Source organism: Desulfoferula mesophila, assembly GCF_037076455.1.
GTDB classification, from domain to species: Bacteria; Desulfobacterota; Desulfarculia; order Desulfarculales; family Desulfarculaceae; genus Desulfoferula; species Desulfoferula mesophila.
Map to the genome: position 1 here is coordinate 3,484,483 of NZ_AP028679.1, position 20,595 is coordinate 3,505,077.

At 51.7% G+C, this 20,595-nt stretch carries 19 protein-coding genes and 3 pseudogenes; 11 read left to right on the forward strand and 11 right to left on the reverse strand.

Features of this window, described 5'->3' with window-relative positions; all coding sequences use genetic code 11:
• Positions 1-7: 7 nt before the first annotated feature.
• The 4 genes and pseudogenes from AACH32_RS15985 to istA (AACH32_RS16000) form a co-directional block, all read right to left on the reverse strand.
• Positions 8-1,474 carry a DUF1254 domain-containing protein gene (locus AACH32_RS15985; protein ID WP_338601653.1) on the reverse strand — a complete coding sequence of 489 codons (1,467 nt, stop codon included), beginning with the start codon at positions 1,472-1,474 and terminating at the stop codon, positions 8-10.
• Between the two features lie 98 nt (positions 1,475-1,572).
• Positions 1,573-1,722 (reverse strand): annotated as a pseudogene (locus AACH32_RS15990) (IS481 family transposase); the annotation flags it as partial.
• 182 nt (positions 1,723-1,904) lie between these two features.
• Positions 1,905-2,681, reverse strand: coding sequence for an IS21-like element helper ATPase IstB (gene istB, locus AACH32_RS15995; RefSeq protein ID WP_338598784.1), 777 nt, complete (start codon positions 2,679-2,681; stop codon positions 1,905-1,907).
• Positions 2,678-4,177, reverse strand: coding sequence for an IS21 family transposase (gene istA / locus AACH32_RS16000; RefSeq protein ID WP_338601655.1), 1,500 nt, complete (start codon positions 4,175-4,177; stop codon positions 2,678-2,680). Before istA (AACH32_RS16000) ends, istB (AACH32_RS15995) begins: the two co-directional genes overlap by 4 nt.
• Positions 4,178-4,326: 149 nt before the next feature.
• Between istA (AACH32_RS16000) and AACH32_RS16005 the strand changes: the two are divergent.
• The 5 genes and pseudogenes from AACH32_RS16005 to AACH32_RS16025 form a co-directional block, all read left to right on the forward strand.
• A pseudogene (locus AACH32_RS16005) lies at positions 4,327-4,440 on the forward strand (HU family DNA-binding protein); the annotation flags it as partial.
• 458 nt (positions 4,441-4,898) lie between these two features.
• Positions 4,899-6,029: a sensor histidine kinase gene (locus AACH32_RS16010; protein ID WP_338601657.1), complete on the forward strand. Its 1,131-nt coding sequence runs from the start codon at positions 4,899-4,901 to the stop codon at positions 6,027-6,029.
• Between the two features lie 437 nt (positions 6,030-6,466).
• Positions 6,467-6,643 (forward strand): hypothetical protein, encoded by a 177-nt coding sequence (locus AACH32_RS16015; protein WP_338601659.1) that lies wholly within the window; start codon positions 6,467-6,469, stop codon positions 6,641-6,643.
• The gene (locus AACH32_RS16020) at positions 6,636-7,229 is read left to right on the forward strand and encodes a hypothetical protein (protein WP_338601661.1); all 594 of its coding nucleotides are present in this window, start codon (positions 6,636-6,638) and stop codon (positions 7,227-7,229) included. Before AACH32_RS16015 ends, AACH32_RS16020 begins: the two co-directional genes overlap by 8 nt.
• Before the next feature lie 48 nt (positions 7,230-7,277).
• On the forward strand, positions 7,278-7,652 hold the full coding sequence (locus AACH32_RS16025; RefSeq protein ID WP_338601663.1) for a hypothetical protein: 375 nt from the start codon (positions 7,278-7,280) through the stop codon (positions 7,650-7,652).
• A gap of 29 nt (positions 7,653-7,681) precedes the next feature.
• Here the strand turns inward: AACH32_RS16025 and AACH32_RS16030 are convergent, their stop codons facing one another.
• From AACH32_RS16030 to AACH32_RS16045, 4 genes are all read right to left on the reverse strand, one after another.
• Entirely contained in the window at positions 7,682-8,323 is a 642-nt protein-coding gene (locus tag AACH32_RS16030; protein WP_338601665.1) for a hypothetical protein, read from the reverse strand.
• A 242-nt stretch (positions 8,324-8,565) separates the two neighbouring features.
• Positions 8,566-9,087 carry a hypothetical protein gene (locus AACH32_RS16035; protein WP_338601667.1) on the reverse strand — a complete coding sequence of 174 codons (522 nt, stop codon included), beginning with the start codon at positions 9,085-9,087 and terminating at the stop codon, positions 8,566-8,568.
• 129 nt (positions 9,088-9,216) lie between these two features.
• Positions 9,217-11,013, reverse strand: a complete 1,797-nt coding sequence (locus AACH32_RS16040; protein WP_338601669.1) for a GmrSD restriction endonuclease domain-containing protein — start codon at positions 11,011-11,013, stop codon at positions 9,217-9,219.
• A 249-nt stretch (positions 11,014-11,262) separates the two neighbouring features.
• Entirely contained in the window at positions 11,263-11,616 is a 354-nt protein-coding gene (locus AACH32_RS16045) for a helix-turn-helix domain-containing protein (protein ID WP_338601671.1), read from the reverse strand.
• Between the two features lie 304 nt (positions 11,617-11,920).
• On the opposite strand from AACH32_RS16045, the gene AACH32_RS16050 reads away from it, so the two are divergent.
• The 6 genes from AACH32_RS16050 (at position 11,921) to AACH32_RS16075 (ending at position 16,607) form a co-directional block, all read left to right on the forward strand.
• Positions 11,921-12,721, forward strand: a complete 801-nt coding sequence (locus AACH32_RS16050; protein WP_338601673.1) for a hypothetical protein — start codon at positions 11,921-11,923, stop codon at positions 12,719-12,721.
• 44 nt (positions 12,722-12,765) lie between these two features.
• Positions 12,766-13,275, forward strand: coding sequence for a hypothetical protein (locus AACH32_RS16055; RefSeq protein WP_338601675.1), 510 nt, complete (start codon positions 12,766-12,768; stop codon positions 13,273-13,275).
• 227 nt (positions 13,276-13,502) lie between these two features.
• Positions 13,503-14,162 carry a hypothetical protein gene (locus tag AACH32_RS16060; protein WP_338601677.1) on the forward strand — a complete coding sequence of 220 codons (660 nt, stop codon included), beginning with the start codon at positions 13,503-13,505 and terminating at the stop codon, positions 14,160-14,162.
• A 37-nt stretch (positions 14,163-14,199) separates the two neighbouring features.
• Positions 14,200-15,015, forward strand: a complete 816-nt coding sequence (locus AACH32_RS16065; protein WP_338601678.1) for a RecB family exonuclease — start codon at positions 14,200-14,202, stop codon at positions 15,013-15,015.
• Positions 15,012-15,296, forward strand: a complete 285-nt coding sequence (locus tag AACH32_RS16070) for a hypothetical protein (protein ID WP_338601679.1) — start codon at positions 15,012-15,014, stop codon at positions 15,294-15,296. Before AACH32_RS16065 ends, AACH32_RS16070 begins: the two co-directional genes overlap by 4 nt.
• Before the next feature lie 384 nt (positions 15,297-15,680).
• Positions 15,681-16,607 (forward strand): DUF932 domain-containing protein, encoded by a 927-nt coding sequence (locus AACH32_RS16075; protein WP_338601681.1) that lies wholly within the window; start codon positions 15,681-15,683, stop codon positions 16,605-16,607.
• A gap of 207 nt (positions 16,608-16,814) precedes the next feature.
• Here the strand turns inward: AACH32_RS16075 and AACH32_RS16080 are convergent.
• From AACH32_RS16080 to istA (AACH32_RS16090), 3 genes and pseudogenes are all read right to left on the reverse strand, one after another.
• Positions 16,815-17,330 (reverse strand): annotated as a pseudogene (locus tag AACH32_RS16080) (tyrosine-type recombinase/integrase); the annotation flags it as partial.
• A gap of 97 nt (positions 17,331-17,427) precedes the next feature.
• A complete protein-coding gene (istB, locus tag AACH32_RS16085; protein WP_338598784.1) occupies positions 17,428-18,204 on the reverse strand; it encodes an IS21-like element helper ATPase IstB in 777 nt (258 codons plus the stop codon).
• The gene (gene istA / locus AACH32_RS16090) at positions 18,201-19,700 is read right to left on the reverse strand and encodes an IS21 family transposase (protein ID WP_338599205.1); all 1,500 of its coding nucleotides are present in this window, start codon (positions 19,698-19,700) and stop codon (positions 18,201-18,203) included. The genes istB (AACH32_RS16085) and istA (AACH32_RS16090) overlap by 4 nt, the downstream gene beginning before the upstream one ends.
• Positions 19,701-20,595: the final 895 nt, after the last annotated feature.

Here is a 20,595-nt window from a genome sequence, read left to right on the forward strand (position 1 = left end):
GGGCTGATCATTTTGCCACCACCACACCGGGCGGCTGCCAGGTTCCTTCGCCTGGCGGTAGAATCGACGGTGGTTCGACCTTTGGCCAGTAAAGGCGCATGGCCATATAGATGGTGTCGTGTGGTGCTGGAAGCCAGTTAGCCACTTTGTCCTGTCCCGGCGAATCATGCTGGATGTAAATCGTAAGCGAACCGTCTTTGTTTCTCTTGAGGTTCGGCAGCATGGTCGAGTTTATCAGGTATCGGTTGATGGGGTTTTTGATCAGCAACTCTGTCTTGCCGTCATACATCGTCACGGACCAGAAGGCATTAACCGGCGGCAACTGGCCGGCAGGAAATGTCAGCGTATAATCATGCTTGCTGCCGTCAAGCGGGCTGCCGTTCACATCATTGCGAGTCAGGGGATACGTAGCTTCACTGGAGCTGTTGCCGTAAATGCCGGATTTGGCCCCTGCGGCACGCAAAAGCCAGTCACCATGGAAAAATTCTTCGTCACCCCATGCTGCGCCGACCCGCCAGCCGTTGATGTCCTTGCCAAGATTAGCGGACTTAGCCACGACCTTTTCTTCGCCGTCCTTCATGCCGAGACCGACTTCGAGTTTATGTTCAAGGCTGAGGTCCTTGAAGTCGAAGGTCTTCCCGGGACCGATACCGATGCGGGCGAGTTGAGTTCGGATTTCTTTTTCCTCCGGCCTGGCAGGTGCAAACTGCAAGGCAAAATCGAGATACTCAAAAAAATTCTTCGTCACCAATTCCTTGTTGATCTTTGGGAACTGGATGGCTGGCGCTGCAGGTGGTGCGGGCTGGTGCAAATAGGCGGAAAGTGGCTGAATTTTGTAGCCAGACTGGATTTTCATGACATTGGGCATGTCATTCGCATTGAAAAGCTGTGTGCGGCCAATAGCCATTGAAAACTGGGTAGAAGAGCGGAACACTTTTTTGACACCAGCGGGCGTTTGGCCATGCCAACCGGGGCTAACTATCATATAATCACCAGGATCGTTGCCGGTAGCTCGGCTGCCGATGTAACCGTAATTGTATAGGTTCCCGTCGCAAAACTGCACCGAATAATAGCGGTTTTTCTCAACGGCGGGAACAGAAAACACTAAAGGCTCAGAGCGAAGATCCATACCTACTATGGAATACGGTGTGTCACTGTTTGGCCCGATAACCGCAGTGTCCTTGTAGGTGAACACGCGGTGCTCATTGAATATTTTGTTGAATGGAGCCTTCCACTGGCCAGAATCACGATCCACGAAATATTCATACATTACTGCATAATTCATGACTATGGGCAGGCCATAGATAAAACCTTCCTCGGCGATGGCCTTTGTTTCAGCAATACCTGGCCGGTTTATTTCCGTTTTCTCCGCTCGGGAGATGGCGTCGTTTGTGGTCGAACAGCCAGCAAAAAGACTGATGGCTATTGCGCTGCACAGAACAGTGCAACAGAGTATGCGTTTTGGATTATTCATTTGCAACTCCTCCTGATTCACTTGCGTTGTTGTTACTACTTGATCTGACAGTTGCCGGTTTTTGACCGAGTCTATCCGGTCAGGTTTTGTTCAAGATTTTATCCAAATAATATTTTTCCCACCTCAAGTGTTTCAGTCGGAGTCAGCTTACAGCAGATGTTTCCCTGAAAGGACCTTTCGGTGTTATAGTAGGCAAGCCACGCATCGAGGTCTTTTGGAAGATCCTCTATCGTGGCATATAACTTCTTGATGCAGGTTTTTACAAGCCCAAATCTCCGTGTGAATGGCGGAGTAAGTGCGGGACAGTTGGCGGTCTAAAACCGTGACATGTGAATGGCGGAGTAAATGCGGGACAGTTGGCGGTCTAAAACCGTGACACTCGTTTTAGAGATATAGTCCTGTTGTTCATGCTGTCAATCATGATCTTGCCTTAGTTGGTTTTGGGCTTTGCCTGGGATCGTCTTTTGGCTTGGCGGAGCCGGTAGCTTTCTCCATTGGCCTCGATGATGTGGCACCTATGGGTCAGTCTGTCCAGCAGTGCACCGGTGAGTCTTTCGGAGCCGAAGACCTCCGTCCATTGCTGGAAAGGGAGATTGGTGGTGATCATGAGGCTTTGTTGTTCATATGCCCTACCCACCACCTCGAATAGCATTTGAGCGCCTATCTTGGAGAAGGGCACATAGCCCAGTTCATCGATGACCAGCAGGTGTAGGCGCTGGAGCTGTTTCTGCAGGCGTTGCAGACGTCTTTCCTCGCGGCATTCCATGAGCTCTGTGACCAGGGCGGTGGCGCTGTAGAATTTCACCTTGCTTCCCTGGGCGCAGGCCGCAAAGGCCATGGCGCTGGCCAGGTGGGTCTTGCCGGTGCCGGAGTTTCCGATCAGGAGCACGTTTTCCTTTTTGGCGATGTACTCGCCCCTCATCAGCTCCCTGACCAGCTGCTGATTGATGGAGGGCTGTGCCTTGAAATCAAAGGTGTCCATGGTCTTGATCACCGGAAAGGCGGCTTGCTTGATGCGCCTTTCGGCTGCCCGCTTCTCGCGGTCCAGAAGCTCCCGCTCGGTCAGGCGCAGCAGGTAGGTCATGTAATCGGAGCGGTCTTGGCTGCAGACCTTGGCCATGGCCGCGTATTCCCGGAGAATGGTGGGCAGCTTCAGCTTTTTGAGGTGGTACTCCAAGAGCACGGTGGGTTTGTCCTGGTCCTTCATGACAGCGCCCCTCCCTGCGCGAGGAGGGAGTCATAGACTGTGATATCGGGCCCGGCCACGCTCACTCGGCCCAGGTGCTCACGACCGTCCAGCAGGAAGGTGGCCGCGGGCCCTGATGATGGCGGCTCCAGCAGGTGGACAATGGCCTCCGGGGCATAGGCTCCCGCGTACAATGCCTGCTCCACCGCCCGCTTCAGTCTGGCCATGGAGTGGTCCTCCAGCAAACGTAGGACCTTTATGTATTTACGGGTGCCCTGGCCAGGCATGTCTTCCCCGGCCACCAGCCGCCGCCTCAAGACCTCAAAGCACTCAGACAGATCTAGGTCAGCCAGGGGGCGGGCGTGGTCCAGGGAGCCAGGCTTGCGCTCCAGCAAGGGCAGATAATGCCGGTAGTCGAAAAACACCCCTTCCTTGCCCCAGGATCGGGAGTGGCGGGCCACCACCACGTCATGGTGGCAGAGCACCACCCGATCCACATAGCCCTTGGCCACAATTTCATGGTGGGCACAAGCCACCGGCACCGAGTAGTCATTGTCGTCGAAGCGGACCAGGGACAATGAATTGGCCCGGGTAGGCTGTTTGCGGCAGGCATCGAAGCGGGAGGGAGGCAGGGGGACAAAGGCTGTCTGGTCTTCCTGCAAAACCTCGGCCTTGCTACCGCCCTTGCCACGCAAACGGCGCTTCATGTCGTCGCGGCACTGCCTTAAAAGCATGGCATTGAGCTCGGCCAGGTCCTTCACCTGGGGCACTGGCACCAAAAAATTCTGCCGGGCGTACTTGACCACCCCTTCCACCACGCCCTTCTCGTTTGGACGCCGCACCCGACAAAAATGCTCCCGAAAAAGGTAATGGCTCTGCAGCTTGAGAAAACCATCGGTCAGCTTGCGCTCATGAGGCCCTATGATCTTGGAAACCAGGACCTTGCTATTGTCGTAACTGATCCGGTGGGGCACCCCACCGAAAAACTCGAACGCCCTGGCATGCCCTTCCCAGTAGCTCTCGCTGCACTCCTTGTCGAAGGCCGCCACGAAAAAGGCATCGGAGTACGGCAAGGCCATGATAAAAAGCGCTATCTTGCGAAGCTCCCCGGAAACCTTGGCCAGGGCATAGCCAAAGTCCACCTGCGCCTCGCCGGGACGATGGACCAGGGGCATGTACACCTCCTGGCTCACGCGCTTGATTGCGCGCACCGCCTCCTTTACCTGGGTGTACTTGCCCTGATAACCCGCCTCCTTGATGCGGTGATATATGCGCGTGGCCGTGTGCCTTTGCTTCTTGGGAACCTTTTTGTCCTCTTTTATGATCCGGGCGATCAGCTCAAGGTAGGGGCCAAGCTTGGGCTTGGCTCGGGGGACACTCAGTCGGTAACCGGGAGGCTCAGAATAATCCTGAATCTTTTGCAGGGTATCCCAATGGATGCCCTCTCTGCGCATTAACTCGCGCTTGCTCGCCTGGCCATCGCGCAACTCAAGTCTGATCCGGGCCCATTGATCCATGTCCGTGTACACCCCTTCCGCTCCTCCAGAGCGTTCTGGCCTGGAAGCCACCATGGCCTCCATCGCACCAAAACACCTGAAGAAAACTGAATCGGTGTGTCACGGTTTTCAACCGCCACTAAAATCGTCTCGCTTTTGGACCGCCATTCACATATAATGGTTGGAATCCTAAGACGGGGGAGCTAGTCAAGGTGCAGCCCAAGAAACTGCCAGTTTTCAAGGTTGGTAAGGAGTTGAAGGAGTGGGTGGATATCGATGAGTAGCCGAAGGGGGCGTTACCGTAATTAACTTTTTATATTAACTAGTTATCCTGCCGGTAACAATTTTGCCTTACCAGTTGTTACCCAGGTTGTTACCGCTAATTCCAATTAAATTTAGCAACTTTCACCTAACGGTAACAACTATAACAACTATTTCAGATATACATATGCCCTAGGCGCAGCTTCTCGCTCCTCCGGTGAGACCCTGGCGGATTTTTGAGAAGGGCATCTCAGGGGTTGTTACCTTGTTGCTCCTGTTACCCGGAGGATAGCTGGCGCGGTTCTGGGGTAGGTCAACTTTCGATGCCGCTTCACAGCGGAGCCATGCCGCAGACAAAGCCAAACCCCAAAACAGGGGCAAGCCCGGGGCGTCCACGCACAAACCAGCGCGCACTGGGAGCATCAGGATGCTTATAATGAGTTGAAGCACGGCGCTTGCCGCTAATCCGGGAGAAGATGCTTTGGAAAAATCCCGTAAAAAACCGGCAGCAACTAAAAAACCAGCGGATGAATCCCGCGAATACGCCGAGAGCATCATCAACACCATACGTGAACCCTTAATCGTCCTGGATCAAGACCTAAGGGTGATCTCAGCCAGCCGTTCCTTCTATAAGTTTTTCAATGTAAAAACCGAAGAGACCTTGGGGCAGCTAATATATGACCTGGGAAATAAACAGTGGGATATCCCAAAGCTGCGGGAACTGCTGGAAACAATCCTTCCCGATAAAACAACCTTTGACAGCTATGAGGTTGATCATACTTTTGAAACCATCGGCAGGCGCACTATGCTTTTGAATGCCCAGCAGGTAGAACGAGCGCTGGGAAAGGAACGGATCATCCTTCTGGCTCTTGAGGATATCACTGAGTTCAAGACCCTGGAACGGGAGCGGGCCAACTTGGTGAACATGTTTGCTCACGACATGAAAAGCCCCCTGGTGGGCATCCAAGGTTTCGCCTTGCGCCTACTGAAGGAGGGCCAGGCCAGCAAACCTGATAAACAGCGGCAGTATTTGGAGGTGATCCGCAGAGAAGCGGCGCAGTTAGAAAAGGTAGTCAATGATTTCCTGGATTATTCTCGCCTGGAGAGTGGCAACCTGAAGCTGAACTTCAGCACGGTGGACCTCGACAAGGAGTTACTGGAGCTTGTGGAGAGCTTCCAGCCCCGCTTCAACGAGGCGGGCATCGGACTGAATTTGATAAGCGTCGAAAAGCTGCCGGTGATCCAGGCCGATGCGGGCAACCTGCGTCGGGCCTGCACCAACCTGCTGGACAATGCCCTAAAGTATTCCTCCGAAGGCTCGCAGGTAACAATCGAGGCCCAGGCGGGCGAAGACTCGGTCACCTTGCGTTTTATCGACCAGGGGGTGGGAATCGCCCCGGATGAACTGCCCTATATCTTTGAAATGTTCTACCGGGCGGCCAACCATTGCAAGAAGCCCGGCCACGGACTGGGCCTGGCTGGAGTGGAGGCTGTCGTCAAAGGCCACGGCGGCGAGGTCACGGTTAGCAGCGAGGTGGGCAAGGGCTCGGTCTTCAGCGTGCTGCTGCCCCTGAACCATACCGGACGGTTCGCCCAACACTCTAAAGCCTGATTCAAGCACTCCAAGCAGAACTTGCCTTTAAAGGACTCGATTTGGGCATTTTTTTGGTCGTGCCAAGCCGAGTTACTGATCGCCCCCTACCTTCCTAGCCCCGCCTTGGCTTCTATCGTGGCCCCTCTTCAAGATTAAGGGCCCAGGAGAATGGGTCCTGTCTCACATGATTTGATTAGATGCCGCCCGGCGACCCCACCATCCCGGCCACCCGATATCTAGCCTTTCAATGCTGCCCAAAAAACTCAGGATCCTGGTTTTTTCGCCATGATGTGCGTCAACACAAATTCCTCATACTCCCATCTATCCCAAATTCCACAATCCCATCCGCATAAAACTCCGCATCCTTTTCCTGCACTTGATCTTGCATTTTCAAGGAAATTTCTTCAGGACAAACGTTAAAGAATATCCAAGGTAAAACCAAAATGGAGGCTTAAATGAAAACCGCGATTTACACCGTACCCTTTTCCCTAAATTTAGCACCAGAGATGTTCGAGGAGATTAAGAAGTTAAGCGATGATGCACAGATCAGCATGGCAGAACAAGTTAGAAATTTGATGGAATACGGATTCCGTTACATTGACCAAAATAAAAAAGGAGATGGAAATGAATAAATACACCAAAAAACAAGATCAACTTACCAAGATATTTTCAGAGTACTTTTCGGACGCCAACTTCAAGTGTCAAATATGGGCAGCATTCAGCTACAAGAATGAAAAAACCAACATCTACGTATTTATGACCAGTAGTCCGCTTGATAGCTACTCACCAGAAGACGCTATAGCAATTCGGTTGAGTCTTCAGCAAACTGCCAGCCTAGCTGCTGCCCTTGAAACCGCTGCTACTGGCCCTGATATATTTGGAAAGGGCTACCAAGCTGCCCAGAGTTTAGACCAAAGCAAGTCTCTCAACGTAAAAGTAGGAAGATCTAATGAGACTGACGAGTACGGGATAGCACTGTTTTTTAGAGATGCTGATTTATCACACGTTATAACCCTGTCCTCCTTTGATGCTATCGGGATTGCTGAGTTACTCAAGGCAGCTGTCCAAGCTGCAATTGGCCAGAACTTCAGCATGGCAGATGTCAAAGGGGCTAATTCTGCGCCCAATGGACCATCTGGTTACTCAGGTGCTAGCCCGGTACATAAGAAGCCTCCAAAATCTCACAACACATTAGATTCAATGAGATTTGATGATTAAAGGAATCGGGCTGGATGTCTTGGATGATATCCGGCCCGGTTTTTTATTATGCAGGTTTTAATCAGGAATGAAATGGGGCAGAAGCAGCTTCTGACCGAAGAGCTCTTACTGGAGGTCTTACGTGTTGCGGAGAATCACGGCTGGAATCCACGCGGCACAGCTGAGCTATATAGCTCCCAGCCCTCGAATGAGGACTATTTACCTCGTGGAGTTGATGGGATCCGTACAATATCTGAAAAAGACGCGCTGGGTATACATGTCGCTTTGAGGATCGCCATGGCTAGCGGAGTGAAGATATTCGGGATCAGAAGCAGTCTTGGGAATGAAGTTGAAGATGAGAAGACTGCTCCTGAAGATCTCATGCAGTATTTGGTGGAGTTTTTTCACAGGGGGTGGGTGGTGGTGTGTCGGTGGAACACATAGATTAAGCAAAGGTATTGTCTCATAAGCACCTAACCAAACTGTATTCTACTTTCGTTATTGGTCAAATTAATTAATAGTGTGTCTACTTCTCGAGGAGATAGCCTTTTATTAAAAACTTCTCCAATTTTGTTGTGCAGCCACACGCAGCGTCGAACATAATCTCTGTATTCCTTGTCATACTCATCTACCTCAATCGCCGGAATATAATTTAGCCTTGGCACAACTTTGGTAATAGCTTTGCGTACTCGACTGTCATATATAAAAAAAACATTTGGATTGTGGAAGTGAAGATACTTGGAAGCTAAGGCCCTTTTATTTAAATCACTTATTGAATTGAGAATATCCATAAATTTTTTATGCACCACGACAGTCTGCGGGTCACCTGGTTCTGCTCTTTTGTTGATGGATGCTAACCATGAGTCGATTTTGGCCTTTTTCATCGCTGGAGCAACGACTTCAGCATAGAAATCATCATTAATTTCTGATGCATTTCTCCGACGTTCTACTGAAGCAGCATATGATCGCCCAATAAGCCATATTTTCGCTATTATTTCGCCATCGTCATCATGTTTAGGATATTTTTTACACATTCTATACAGGATTGAATTTCCTGTATCCCAAACTGATGGTTGTTTAACCACAAGAATGTCTTTTTCGGTAAGATCAATCATACGAAATAATGCCACCTATATAACACCAAACTGCATCGCAAAGAGAGTCCTTCGTTGACAGGCACTCAAATTCGGATTTCCTTAGGCAAAAGGGCCTAGAAGTTCACGGTAGGCCTAAGAAAAGAAATCTGTAGCAGTTCCAAACGAAAGACTCGGCATAAGTGACCTCCATAATGACAGTCGACGTCCGAAGGCGGAAATTCTCATCTAATATGCGACAAATATTTATATGAGTTTTTAAACTAAGTATGAAACTTAATGCTTGAAAAGTATTTTTTATAGAATGTTTCAAGCATATTATCGGTAAAACCATATTTTTCTCTAACTGGTTTAAAAGTAGAATCAAGCAATTCATCTGCTGTTTGGAAAAGTTCTTGAACTTCCTGAAGCTCCTGAATCATCATATTGCGACCAGACGCTGTCATGAATTCAGTGGCGCGCTCTCGGGAATAATCATGAGCAAGCCAATTTCGTTTTTTGAGGGCTTTAGCAAGCGTTTCTCTAAGCCCAGTGGGAAGTGTACTGACACTATTTATATCATAAATTAAACGCCCGAGTGTTTGCTCAAAATTGCTATTCATAAATGAATCTAATTTGTCTGCCCATTCTTCTCTCGTGTGAATATTCCTGGTATTTCTAGGAATTAGATCTAAGTAGATCAATGCGTTTGCAATGCCATGCTCAAGACATTGCGCCAAATAAATAGCGAGACCGTACTCGGCATAAACCGTTTTTATATGGTCATTATCGGAATCGGCAATCATGAACTCTCCAGCTCGGATCTCCCTGGCTCTAGGCCGGTATTCCCAACTACATGTCCTAAATTGTTATTAGCCATAACAACATTCCATGGTTTGTGAAGTGGGGAAAAGCCATTTCTAGTATCGGAGTCCTTACTCTTTAAAAAGTACTGAAGCGCTGAGTTGACGTCCCTCGGCCAACAACCGGACTGCCTGCATCACCAGCGTTGCTCGCTTTTGCAGGAATTTCTCAAAATCTGAACTGAGCTTATCCTTCTTCTCAACATCAGGAAGTCCCTCATAACCACCGTTGGCAAGTTCCGGCACCGGAATCAAGTGTGAATGCAGTCTTTCCTCCACAATCTCTTCTGAGGTCCACTGGTAACGATCCTTTAAGTATTTGACTGGATCTTTTCTCCCTATAGTCAAATTCGTCATATCAGAGATCAATGCGCAATTCAGAGCCAAATAGCTATTTATGTCTACTTCCTTCAGCAGAGCATCTGGATATAGGTGATGATAGTGACGTTGCTCAACGTTTTCTGCGTCCAACTTTTCGCCAGTTGAGAAGTCCGATGCTCCAAGACGACAAGCAACAGCAAGCACTGCACGTCCGCGGATTGTAGTACGCTTGGGCCACTCGGCAGTTAAAAGCTCCTCTTCGTGTACGAGCTCATGCTCTGTAAAGACCGGGATATCATTTTCTGAGTAAGCACTTCCATCTTCTTTAGCATCCTGATTAATTACACGTTTTAGAGCAATAAAATCGGAGAAGGCACGAGTGGCAGCTGCATTCTCATACCGATCAGTAAAAAATGAATACCAAAGATATTTTTTAAGTAATAACTCATCTTTTCCTCTTTTATCACCATGTGTTGGAATGTTTGAGTAGAGGCTTGCGATAACAGCCAGAACCGCGTTAGTTGGTAACCGCTTGCGATCGTATATACCTTCATTGCGTAGAAATTCGGCCATCCGCTGTAAACCATTTTCCATTATTTCCCATTTTTGCACCATGACCTGTTTGTCCATATCCCACGAACCACGTTGATTTGGCAGTTCATCCTGCAAAAGTGCAGACGTGGTTAGGATCAAATCCGGCAGTTCTCCATACCTACTAATATCTGGGTATTTGTTATCCAAAGCATTTTGCAACTCATGGAGAGAACTCCCCATAACACTTTCAACTTCTGCGACGATAACATCGTACTGGGTGAGCGGCTTACTATTAGTGTTCATTTTTATGAACACATCCAACGCGACACTTTTATCAGTATCTGAGGGTAGAGAAAGGTATGGCAGGTTGTAGTTGGCGATGATGGACCGCAGATCCTTGATACCGTCACTTACGCGTTTCTGAAAATCATAAAATGCCTTGAGTTCTTCCTTGCCCCCTTCCGGTTCCCGCGTTGCTGTAGCTTTGTCCAACCACTCATCGATTTCTTGTTGGATATCTTCTGGTTTAAGAAGGTGTGTGGGAATATAACCTCTTCGCAAACATTCAGAAGGGTCATCGCACCAAAGCGGATATTTTTCACCATTAGACTTTGTGTAGCGGGTACGGCAAAAAACAGCCATGTCGGGCTGATCCTGGGCGCTTCCATATTCGTCAAATTCTTCTAAGTGAATGAAATAGGTTTCCCGTTCGTAATTGTTATGAAATGCGCGCCACAACGCTGTTAGACGTTGTTGACCGTCTAGAAGGTGCTCTAGTACGCGCTGTTTTTCCTTAGGAGTGGCCGTTTCTAGAAAGCGGGAGATAAACTGTTCCTTATCTCCCACCTCAAGTGTCAGAGTGATGCCTAATGGCAGATCATGCACAACTGTCTCTATGAGGTTTGAAATACGATGCTTATCCCAGGCCTCATGTCGCTGAAAACGCGGCAATTTTATTTCGCCACGTAGGATCTTTCCATACCAGTCTTTCAAGTTGCGATTACGTGCCTCCACTTTGCTCCCCTCCAACTGTCAACTTGTAACTCTTTGAGAAAAAATCAGAATCGGCACATCCAAGATACGTTGCCTACAGCCAGTTTGCTGAAAGATCAGTAAGAATCGGGAATCAGACAAACCAAGCAGTCAATCAAAATTGCTCTCGGCCTTCGCCAACGCATATTAGCACAACTATATATATAAAATATTGAGCCTGGCTCCCCTTGGCCCTGGGCCTATTTTATTTGAGCCTTCCGCCAACCAATCTTACCGGCCCACGATCACCAGCAGCATCCTCAAGATCATATTCAGCTGCTTCTCATCCGCCCGATCCAGCACTGAAAGGATCATTTCTTTGCTGGCAACTGGATCTTCGGCATGGAGTACGCTGAAAATCTCTCCCAAGTCCACTTCCAGATTGTCCGCCAGGGATATCAGTGTATTTAAAGTAGGATTCTCCTTACCTCGTTCGATGCTGCTCAGATACTTCGGGTTGATTTCCATCATTTCGGACAGGACCTCCTGAGTCAGGCCCCTGCTTTTCCTAACCGCCCTGATCCTGGCTCCCAACCGTTGTTTGGTATCCACCGCGTATGCCCCTTTCTGCCTGCATATCCTCATGAATGCTTGCAAACGGGGAACAGAGGCGGAACCTTCTATCAGATTGAAAATGTATTGTTAATTCATGGTGTCAGACGTAACATGGATGGCATCGCACAGACTTGAGGGAAAATATCTGGGTATCGGACTTAATTGAGTGGGGGACTCGCGGAATTAAAACTCAGTTGAGTTGGTCTTCGGTTATCAAACAGAGCTGCATTTTGCTTCGGACCTGACTCCCAAGAACTAACCCTTAAAACAATGCCTGGGCAGCGCCGTTGTCCATAGTGCCCAGTAAGCAATTCAGCAAACGGAGGGTCAAACCATGCCGGAAGAAACCGTCGTGCTGTCGTCCAGCTTCTCTACTTATGTAAAAAGCTTCGCTAACGTCAAACTGGGCGCTGCCGTGCTCACCGACCAGCGGGTCATGTTTTTTGAAGGCAATGACGTCCTATTCAATATTCCCTTGGACCAGATTAAATCCTTCGCCGAGGGCAAGCACGGGTGGTCCAAGAAAATAATCATCAAGACCAAGGAGGGGCTGGAGTATGGCTTCCTCCCCAAGAAGAAACACTACGATCTGTGGCTGCAATATCTGAGAAACCCGCAGTCGATCGTAGCGGCTGCGGAAGAGTCTCTACGAAACAAGCCGGTCGCTCAGGAAGCATTCATTCCGCCCCAAGCAGAGGCAACTACTGCGGTGAACCAGGCCGGAGCGTTTAACCAACCAATGACATCCCCGCCAACCGCTGTAAAAGAAAAGGTGGGCACTGTCGGTCCGAGTACACCAGCCGTAGAGAACACTTTCTGGTACCTGCCGGGCATACAGTGGGTGGTCAAGAAATCCGTTTACGTTGGTGTCGTGGGGGCATGCTGCTGGTTGTTTGGCAAGATCTACATGTGGTGGATCGGCCAAAACATAGGCGGAACGCTTCTGTTTGCTGACTGGAGGGCAGTTGCCCAGGCCATGGCCGGAATGCAAGGTACCATCAAAGTTCTCTACTATCTGTGGCACTATGGATTCTGGACCATGATATGGGCCTTTTCCATTGCTCTGGCCGGTTCCATCGCCATACCTGTGATTGAGGCCAAACAGGAATCACCCTCCCGTAAATCTTCCCAATAGCTTCGATCTGTACATGATGAAAACCGACTGCTAGGAGGAGCCTCATGCGTGTCTTTATCATGGCGCTCCTCGCGAGCGTCCTTATCCACATAATTCCCTGTGCGGCCATAGGGCAGACAAAAAGCTCCGCTTTACCCGGCAGTCATACCGACATCAGGATGAAGCAGGGTGCCTACTGGATTCCCACTGGTAACCCGTGGCATGGAATTTTACCCAGCGATATTGCCGGTCATCGGAATAGGGTTAACGAGGCAAGAGGAAAGCAAGTCTACTTCGTGCCCAATGTGGCCTACAACCGCTGGCGTGAACAAAAGCTGGCCGAGCGGATGCGGCTGCGCAGGTTGGGCCTCAAGGTCCCTGTTCCTCAACCTGGTGACATCGTCATGACCTACGAAGAGGTTCAGTGGTCCATGACTTTCTGGGAACGTAGATCAGGTGTTTCTTCCGATCTCATGCCGCACCCGCTACTGATCGAGGGTGAAAAATACTACCCCTGGCGCAAACTGCTTAAAGGTGCGGGCTGGCAAGGTGTGATGCCCCGAGTGGGTCAATAGCTCTCTAGAAGCAATCTCCAACTCAACGGGTCTGTCTCCTTCACGGGAGGCGGGCCCATTTATTTTGCCCAAACCCCAGAAGAAAGGAGCCAGGATGCCAAAAACCATATCGGCTTGTTTTGGCCCAAGGGGTCTCCCTTGAAGGGCAATTGGTGGGAATTGGCCCTCACCCTCGTAATCGAGGCATTGAAGTGGATCTTGGCCGAAAGAAAGAAAAGGAGAGATGAATGACCAAACCTGAAGCAAACAGGCAACCTCAACTCAATCCGGAATTTGTCCAACAGATCGACGGGAAAGACTTCGTAACCTACCAGGGTCTACTGGATCTGGCCCATCAAAAGGGGCTGATCAGCATCGTGACCGAAGTTCTGCAGTACCCCAACAAAGACAACGAACATCTGGCCGTGGTTCAGGCGGTGGTGGAGTCCAAGGACGGGGAGAGATTCAGCGATGTAGGAGATGCGAATCCTCAAAACTGCAATTCTCGCGTGTCCAAACATCTACTCCGCATGGCCAGCACTCGGGCCAAAGCCAGGGCATTAAGGGATCTGACCAACATCGGCTTGACCGCCCTGGAGGAGCTAGCTGATCTCGGGGAAGTGGCTGGAGACCCGGAACCGAGGCAACAGAATGCCCGACAACAGCCCATACAGCCCCAGACAAAGCCTAAGCCCGCTCCCAAGCGCCCAGCTACCACTCCGGCTAGGCAACCGACCCAGAAGCTCTCCGAAGCCCAGCACAGGGCAATCATCAACCTGGCCCAACGCAGAAAACTGGATGAACAGGAACTGGAGCAACTCTGCCGAGAAATCCACGGGGTCAAGGTGGAAGCCCTGAACTCCGCTGATGCCAGCGCCTTTATCCGCCACCTCCAGCAGGCCGCATAAATTCCCATCCCCATCAATCAGTAGAAAGGAGTTGTCCATGGTGGATCTAGCAGAATTGCGCAAAGAGCCCCATTTATCGGCTTCAAGTGTGGCCGGGTATCTCGAGTGCGGATTGGCCTACCGCTTCGGCAAAGTGGACGGACTAGCGCCCGAGTGCACGCCTGATGTGCTCATATTTGGCTCTGCCATCCATGAGGTCTTGGCCGAGTATTACAGGGCCCTGGCCAAAGGTGTAAGGCTGGCCGGTGATCATTTGAAGGAGTCCTTCGAGAAGCACTGGAGCGAGCGGGCTGCTGACAACGGTGCAATCCGCTACAAGGAGGGCACCGACTACCTCTCCTACATGACCCAGGGCAAAGCAATGCTGGAGGTGTTTGCGGCCCAGGTGCCGGTGGAAAACTGCAAGGTCTTAGCTGTGGAAGAGCCCTTCTGCATGAACATAGAGGGCCTGCCGGTTCCTTTGATTGGTATCTATGACCTGGTGATCGAGGACTCGTCCGGGGTAATCACCATCGTTGACCACAAGACCAGCGCCAAGAGCTACAGCCTGGACCAGGTGGACCAAAACTTCCAGATGACCATCTATCAGGTAGCGGCCAATGCCAATGGCTTCGCAGGAAGGGAGATCCTGCTGCGATTGGACACACTTATCAAAACCAAGATCCCCAAATTTGAGCAGTATTACACCATCCGGTCTAAGGAGGAGGAGCAAGGGGCCCTGAAACGAGTCTTGGCCGCATATGAGGGGATATCCAAGGGTGTCTACCTACCTGCATCTGCGGGCTCCTGGCGGTGTTCTGGTTGTGTTTATCAGGGCGCTTGCGGGCAGTGGATGAAGGGGGAGATACCGTGAACAGAGAGGAAATAACTGCCCTCCAGCAATGTCTCACCGTCCAAAAGCAGGGAGTGCCCAGACCTATTGTCCAGGTGGAGCGTCTGATGCAGCGACATACTCCCGAAGAGCTCGAAGCCTATCTGGGCAGCGTGCGCAGGGACTATCGGAAGAAGATCCAGCATCTGTTCGAAATCGACCCAGGTAACCCTCAGCTGGACCACTTGGTGATCGTGATCTTCCGTCTGAACATGGCGATCAAGTTGATGAGGGAAAGGCGAATGGCAAAAGAAGCCGCATAAGCCTAGACAGAGTCCGCGACGATTTCCGCGACGAATCCTAATGATTTTGCCTTTGCGTATCCTCAACCCAATCCCATCCATAATCTGACCCTGCCCCTCATTAACGACCCAATCAACGTTTACGACGTTTATTCGTTGTTTCCTCCTATGATCCGGGTCCCCGTGGATCTCTCTGCGCTGGTCAGGCTAAGGACGATTTTTCCGTAAAATCCCCCGCTAGCAATTACGATCCCCATTGCCCATTTCGTTTTTAAACGTCTAGAACGTCGATTTCGTCTAGATCAACAGCCTGCCGTACGTATCACACCCACAAGAAACTGGCTACGCGATGCGGAGTCACGGGTTTCCGTGTCTGCGTCCGTAGCTTGGAAAGGAGCTTTTTGAATGACCAACATGACGACCTTTGGAAACGTCCAGCGGAGGGCGGAAGCTCTCGCTGCTAATTATCACGATGCACTGGTCCCGGTGAAGGAGATGGAATTTGCCGATCTGAAGACCGTGAAGATCGGAGGGGAGCCACATCACCTGAGAAGGGTTGCTCGGCAGAGGGTTGCTGCTCGATTAGGGATTCCTCATCCATATCTGGAAAGGTGCCCAGCGGAACTTCAGGCGGAACAGTTGAATTATTGGCTGCGGGGAGAAAGGAATGAGGAGTTCTTCGTGCGTTTCGATGGCGCTGAGATCAGAGCGGTGTTTACACCACGATACACACCGGCGGACAACCTGGAGGTGCTGGAGCGTCTAGCTGACATCGGGGTGATGCCTGAGACCAAGGTGCAGGTCGCGCTCGATGCGGAATTCATGAGCCTGAGCATTCCGGATCAGAATCGCACCTTTGAGGTGAAAGGGGATCGGCTTACGCCGGGCATCTCCGTTTCCAATTCCGAGGTAGGTCTGGCCAGTCTGTCCGTCAAAGCCTTCTTTCTGCGCCTAGTCTGCACCAACGGACTTATCGCCAAAACAGAGGTCTCCTCTTCCTACCGGCACGTATCAGCGCGGATTCTAGAGGAGCTGCCTCAGGCGCTTGGCCAGGTACAGGGCCAGTTGGAGACCAGCAAGGACAAGATGATGATCTCCATGACTAGCCCGGTCAGCGATCCCGATGCCACCATCAGGGCCTTCAATCGGCAGTTCCAGTTGAGTCAGCGGGAGCAGGAGGCTGTGGCTTGGGGGTTCATGCGGGAGTTCGGCGATACCATGTGGCATGTGGTTAATGCCTACACCGCAGGAGCGCAGCATAGCCCTTTGACCGCTGAGGAAAACCACAAGCTACAGGTGGTGGGAGGGATGGTGTTGGGGATGGTGCAGTAGGCCGATGTCGGTATGACCCATCGACTGGACGTAGGATTGGACGTAGCGTGTCATGCATTTTCATGCATTTTGATGCGAGGACGTACAGTGAGGTGCAGCTAAGTGCTTGAAATTAGGTAGAGTGCGCTCTCTGGTGTGGCCTCTCACGCCGAAGACACGGGTTCGAACCCCGTTGGGACTGCCAAATAATATCGGAGGGTTGCAGCTTCACGGCTGGCCCTCCTTTTTTTGGGGAAGTAAATCGGGAAGTAAATTTTCGTCTGTCCGGAGCAAATCCACCGTATGCTTATTGCCCTTTCTTAAACGGCCAATGTAGCGATCTGTGGTGGTGGTGCTTTGATGGCGCAAAAGGGCCTGGATTTCAGGGGTACTTATGCCCTTGTCGGCCAAGTAGCTGGCCACATGGTGCCGCAGGGCATGGCAGCCGAAGGCTTTGACCTCCGCCCGCTTGCAAAGGCTCTCCATAAAAGTGCGGCGTGTAGTAAAAGGCTTTCCGTAGTTTCTACCTTGCCGCTGACATACAAAGACGTAGGGGCTTTTTTTGAAATGGCGATGCTGGGAATTTTTCCAGATCCATAAAGTCTGGTGCAATTCGTCGCTCATGTCCAAGGTGTCCCGCCGCGCAGAGCCATCCTTGGTCTTGCGGGTGGTCAATGTAATAGTGCCCCTCTTGAAATCCACGTCCTCCCAGCGCAGGCTAAAAATTTCAGAGCGCCGGTGTGAATGGCGGAGTAAGTGCGGGACAGTTGGCGGTCTAAAACCGTGACACTTGTTTTAGAGATATAGTCCTGTTGTTCATGCTGTCAATCATGATCTTGCCTTAGTTGGTTTTGGGCTTTGCCTGGGATCGTCTTTTGGCTTGGCGGAGCCGGTAGCTTTCTCCATTGGCCTCGATGATGTGGCACCTATGGGTCAGTCTGTCCAGCAGTGCACCGGTGAGTCTTTCGGAGCCGAAGACCTCCGTCCATTGCTGGAAAGGGAGATTGGTGGTGATCATGAGGCTTTGTTGTTCATATGCCCTACCCACCACCTCGAATAGCATTTGAGCGCCTATCTTGGAGAAGGGCACATAGCCCAGTTCATCGATGACCAGCAGGTGTAGGCGCTGGAGCTGTTTCTGCAGGCGTTGCAGACGTCTTTCCTCGCGGCATTCCATGAGCTCTGTGACCAGGGCGGTGGCGCTGTAGAATTTCACCTTGCTTCCCTGGGCGCAGGCCGCAAAGGCCATGGCGCTGGCCAGGTGGGTCTTGCCGGTGCCGGAGTTTCCGATCAGGAGCACGTTTTCCTTTTTGGCGATGTACTCGCCCCTCATCAGCTCCCTGACCAGCTGCTGATTGATGGAGGGCTGTGCCTTGAAATCAAAGGTGTCCATGGTCTTGATCACCGGAAAGGCGGCTTGCTTGATGCGCCTTTCGGCTGCCCGCTTCTCGCGGTCCAGAAGCTCCCGCTCGGTCAGGCGCAGCAGGTAGGTCATGTAATCGGAGCGGTCTTGGCTGCAGACCTTGGCCATGGCCGCGTATTCCCGGAGAATGGTGGGCAGCTTCAGCTTTTTGAGGTGGTACTCCAAGAGCACGGTGGGTTTGTCCTGGTCCTTCATGACAGCGCCCCTCCCTGCGCGAGGAGGGAGTCATAGACTGTGATATCGGGCCCGGCCACGCTCACTCGGCCCAGGTGCTCACGACCGTCCAGCAGGAAGGTGGCCGCGGGCCCTGATGATGGCGGCTCCAGCAGGTGGACAATGGCCTCCGGGGCATAGGCTCCCGCGTACAATGCCTGCTCCACCGCCCGCTTCAGTCTGGCCATGGAGTGGTCCTCCAGCAAACGTAGGACCTTTATGTATTTACGGGTGCCCTGGCCAGGCATGTCTTCCCCGGCCACCAGCCGCCGCCTCAAGACCTCAAAGCACTCAGACAGATCTAGGTCAGCCAGGGGGCGGGCGTGGTCCAGGGAGCCAGGCTTGCGCTCCAGCAAGGGCAGATAATGCCGGTAGTCGAAAAACACCCCTTCCTTGCCCCAGGATCGGGAGTGGCGGGCCACCACCACGTCATGGTGGCAGAGCACCACCCGATCCACATAGCCCTTGGCCACAATTTCATGGTGGGCACAAGCCACCGGCACCGAGTAGTCATTGTCGTCGAAGCGGACCAGGGACAATGAATTGGCCCGGGTAGGCTGTTTGCGGCAGGCATCGAAGCGGGAGGGAGGCAGGGGGACAAAGGCTGTCTGGTCTTCCTGCAAAACCTCGGCCTTGCTACCGCCCTTGCCACGCAAACGGCGCTTCATGTCGTCGCGGCACTGCCTTAAAAGCATGGCATTGAGCTCGGCCAGGTCCTTCACCTGGGGCACTGGCACCAAAAAATTCTGCCGGGCGTACTTGACCACCCCTTCCACCACGCCCTTCTCGTTTGGACGCCGCACCCGACAAAAATGCTCCCGAAAAAGGTAATGGCTCTGCAGCTTGAGAAAACCATCGGTCAGCTTGCGCTCATGAGGCCCTATGATCTTGGAAACCAGGACCTTGCTATTGTCGTAACTGATCCGGTGGGGCACCCCACCGAAAAACTCGAACGCCCTGGCATGCCCTTCCCAGTAGCTCTCGCTGCACTCCTTGTCGAAGGCCGCCACGAAAAAGGCATCGGAGTACGGCAAGGCCATGATAAAAAGCGCTATCTTGCGAAGCTCCCCGGAAACCTTGGCCAGGGCATAGCCAAAGTCCACCTGCGCCTCGCCGGGACGATGGACCAGGGGCATGTACACCTCCTGGCTCACGCGCTTGATTGCGCGCACCGCCTCCTTTACCTGGGTGTACTTGCCCTGATAACCCGCCTCCTTGATGCGGTGATATATGCGCGTGGCCGTGTGCCTTTGCTTCTTGGGAACCTTTTTGTCCTCTTTTATGATCCGGGCGATCAACTCAAGGTAGGGGCCAAGCTTGGGCTTGGCTCGGGGGGTGCTGAGCCGGTATCCGGGAGGCTCGGGAAAATTCTGAATCTTTTGCAGGGTATCCCAATGGATGCCCTCTCTACGCATTAACTCGCGCTTGCTCGCCTGGCCATCGCGCAACTCAAGTCTGATCCGGGCCCATTGATCCATGTCCGTGTACACCCCTTCCGCTCCTCCAGAGAGTCCTGGCCTGGAAGCCACCATGGCCTCCATCGCACCAAAACACCTGAAGAAAACTGAATCAATGTGTCACGGTTTTCAACCGCCACTAAAATCGTCTCGCTTTTGGACCGCCATTTACATATTTGACGAGAAGGCTAGGTTTGCATGGCTGTGCGCCGCGTCGCTAGGCCCCTAATTCATCGGTAGTGTCTCAGTTTTGATATTTTATACTGACGCGCTTATTGTCATTGAGCCCCCGTGGGCTTGTGGCAGGCATAAAAATAAGTGGTGGAGCCCGGTGTCCTATAAGACAGCGAGTTGCTGGCTTGTCCTACTTGTCCAGGGTCAGGGGCCAGCACCAAGGCTCTTCCGATGGATGCTTAGGGGGCCATTGGACAACACGGTTGCCCCTTCCGCGTCCAGGTACTATCGACTAACAGGGCACACCGGGTTCCACCACTTACATGGTCCCAAAGACACAGGAGACTTGTCAAGTTAGTTGGGATGGGGTCCACAAGCTACTTTTACAACGAAAAGCAGTGCGAGACACCTTGGGTTAAGCAAGGTTGTACTGCCTCGGTGACCGGCCTGAGGTTAGGTAGTAAGCCCTAGGTTCACTTTCCACAGGGGCACAAAATTTAATCTTTTAGCCGATTACATTCATCCCACCACATGCCCATAGTTTTTCAGTTGCTGGGGGCAAGATGCACTGCAAATTAGCGGTGACTGTCCATGAGCGCTCGGCAAAACAAGATTTCCTGGCCGTCGTCACCGCACCTCCCTCTTGACTCCAAATGACTTGCCCCGTTAAGGATGAAAATCTATAATCTTTCACCCAATCCAAATAATTATTGCGTTGTTCAGCGGAGCGAATGCTAGATTT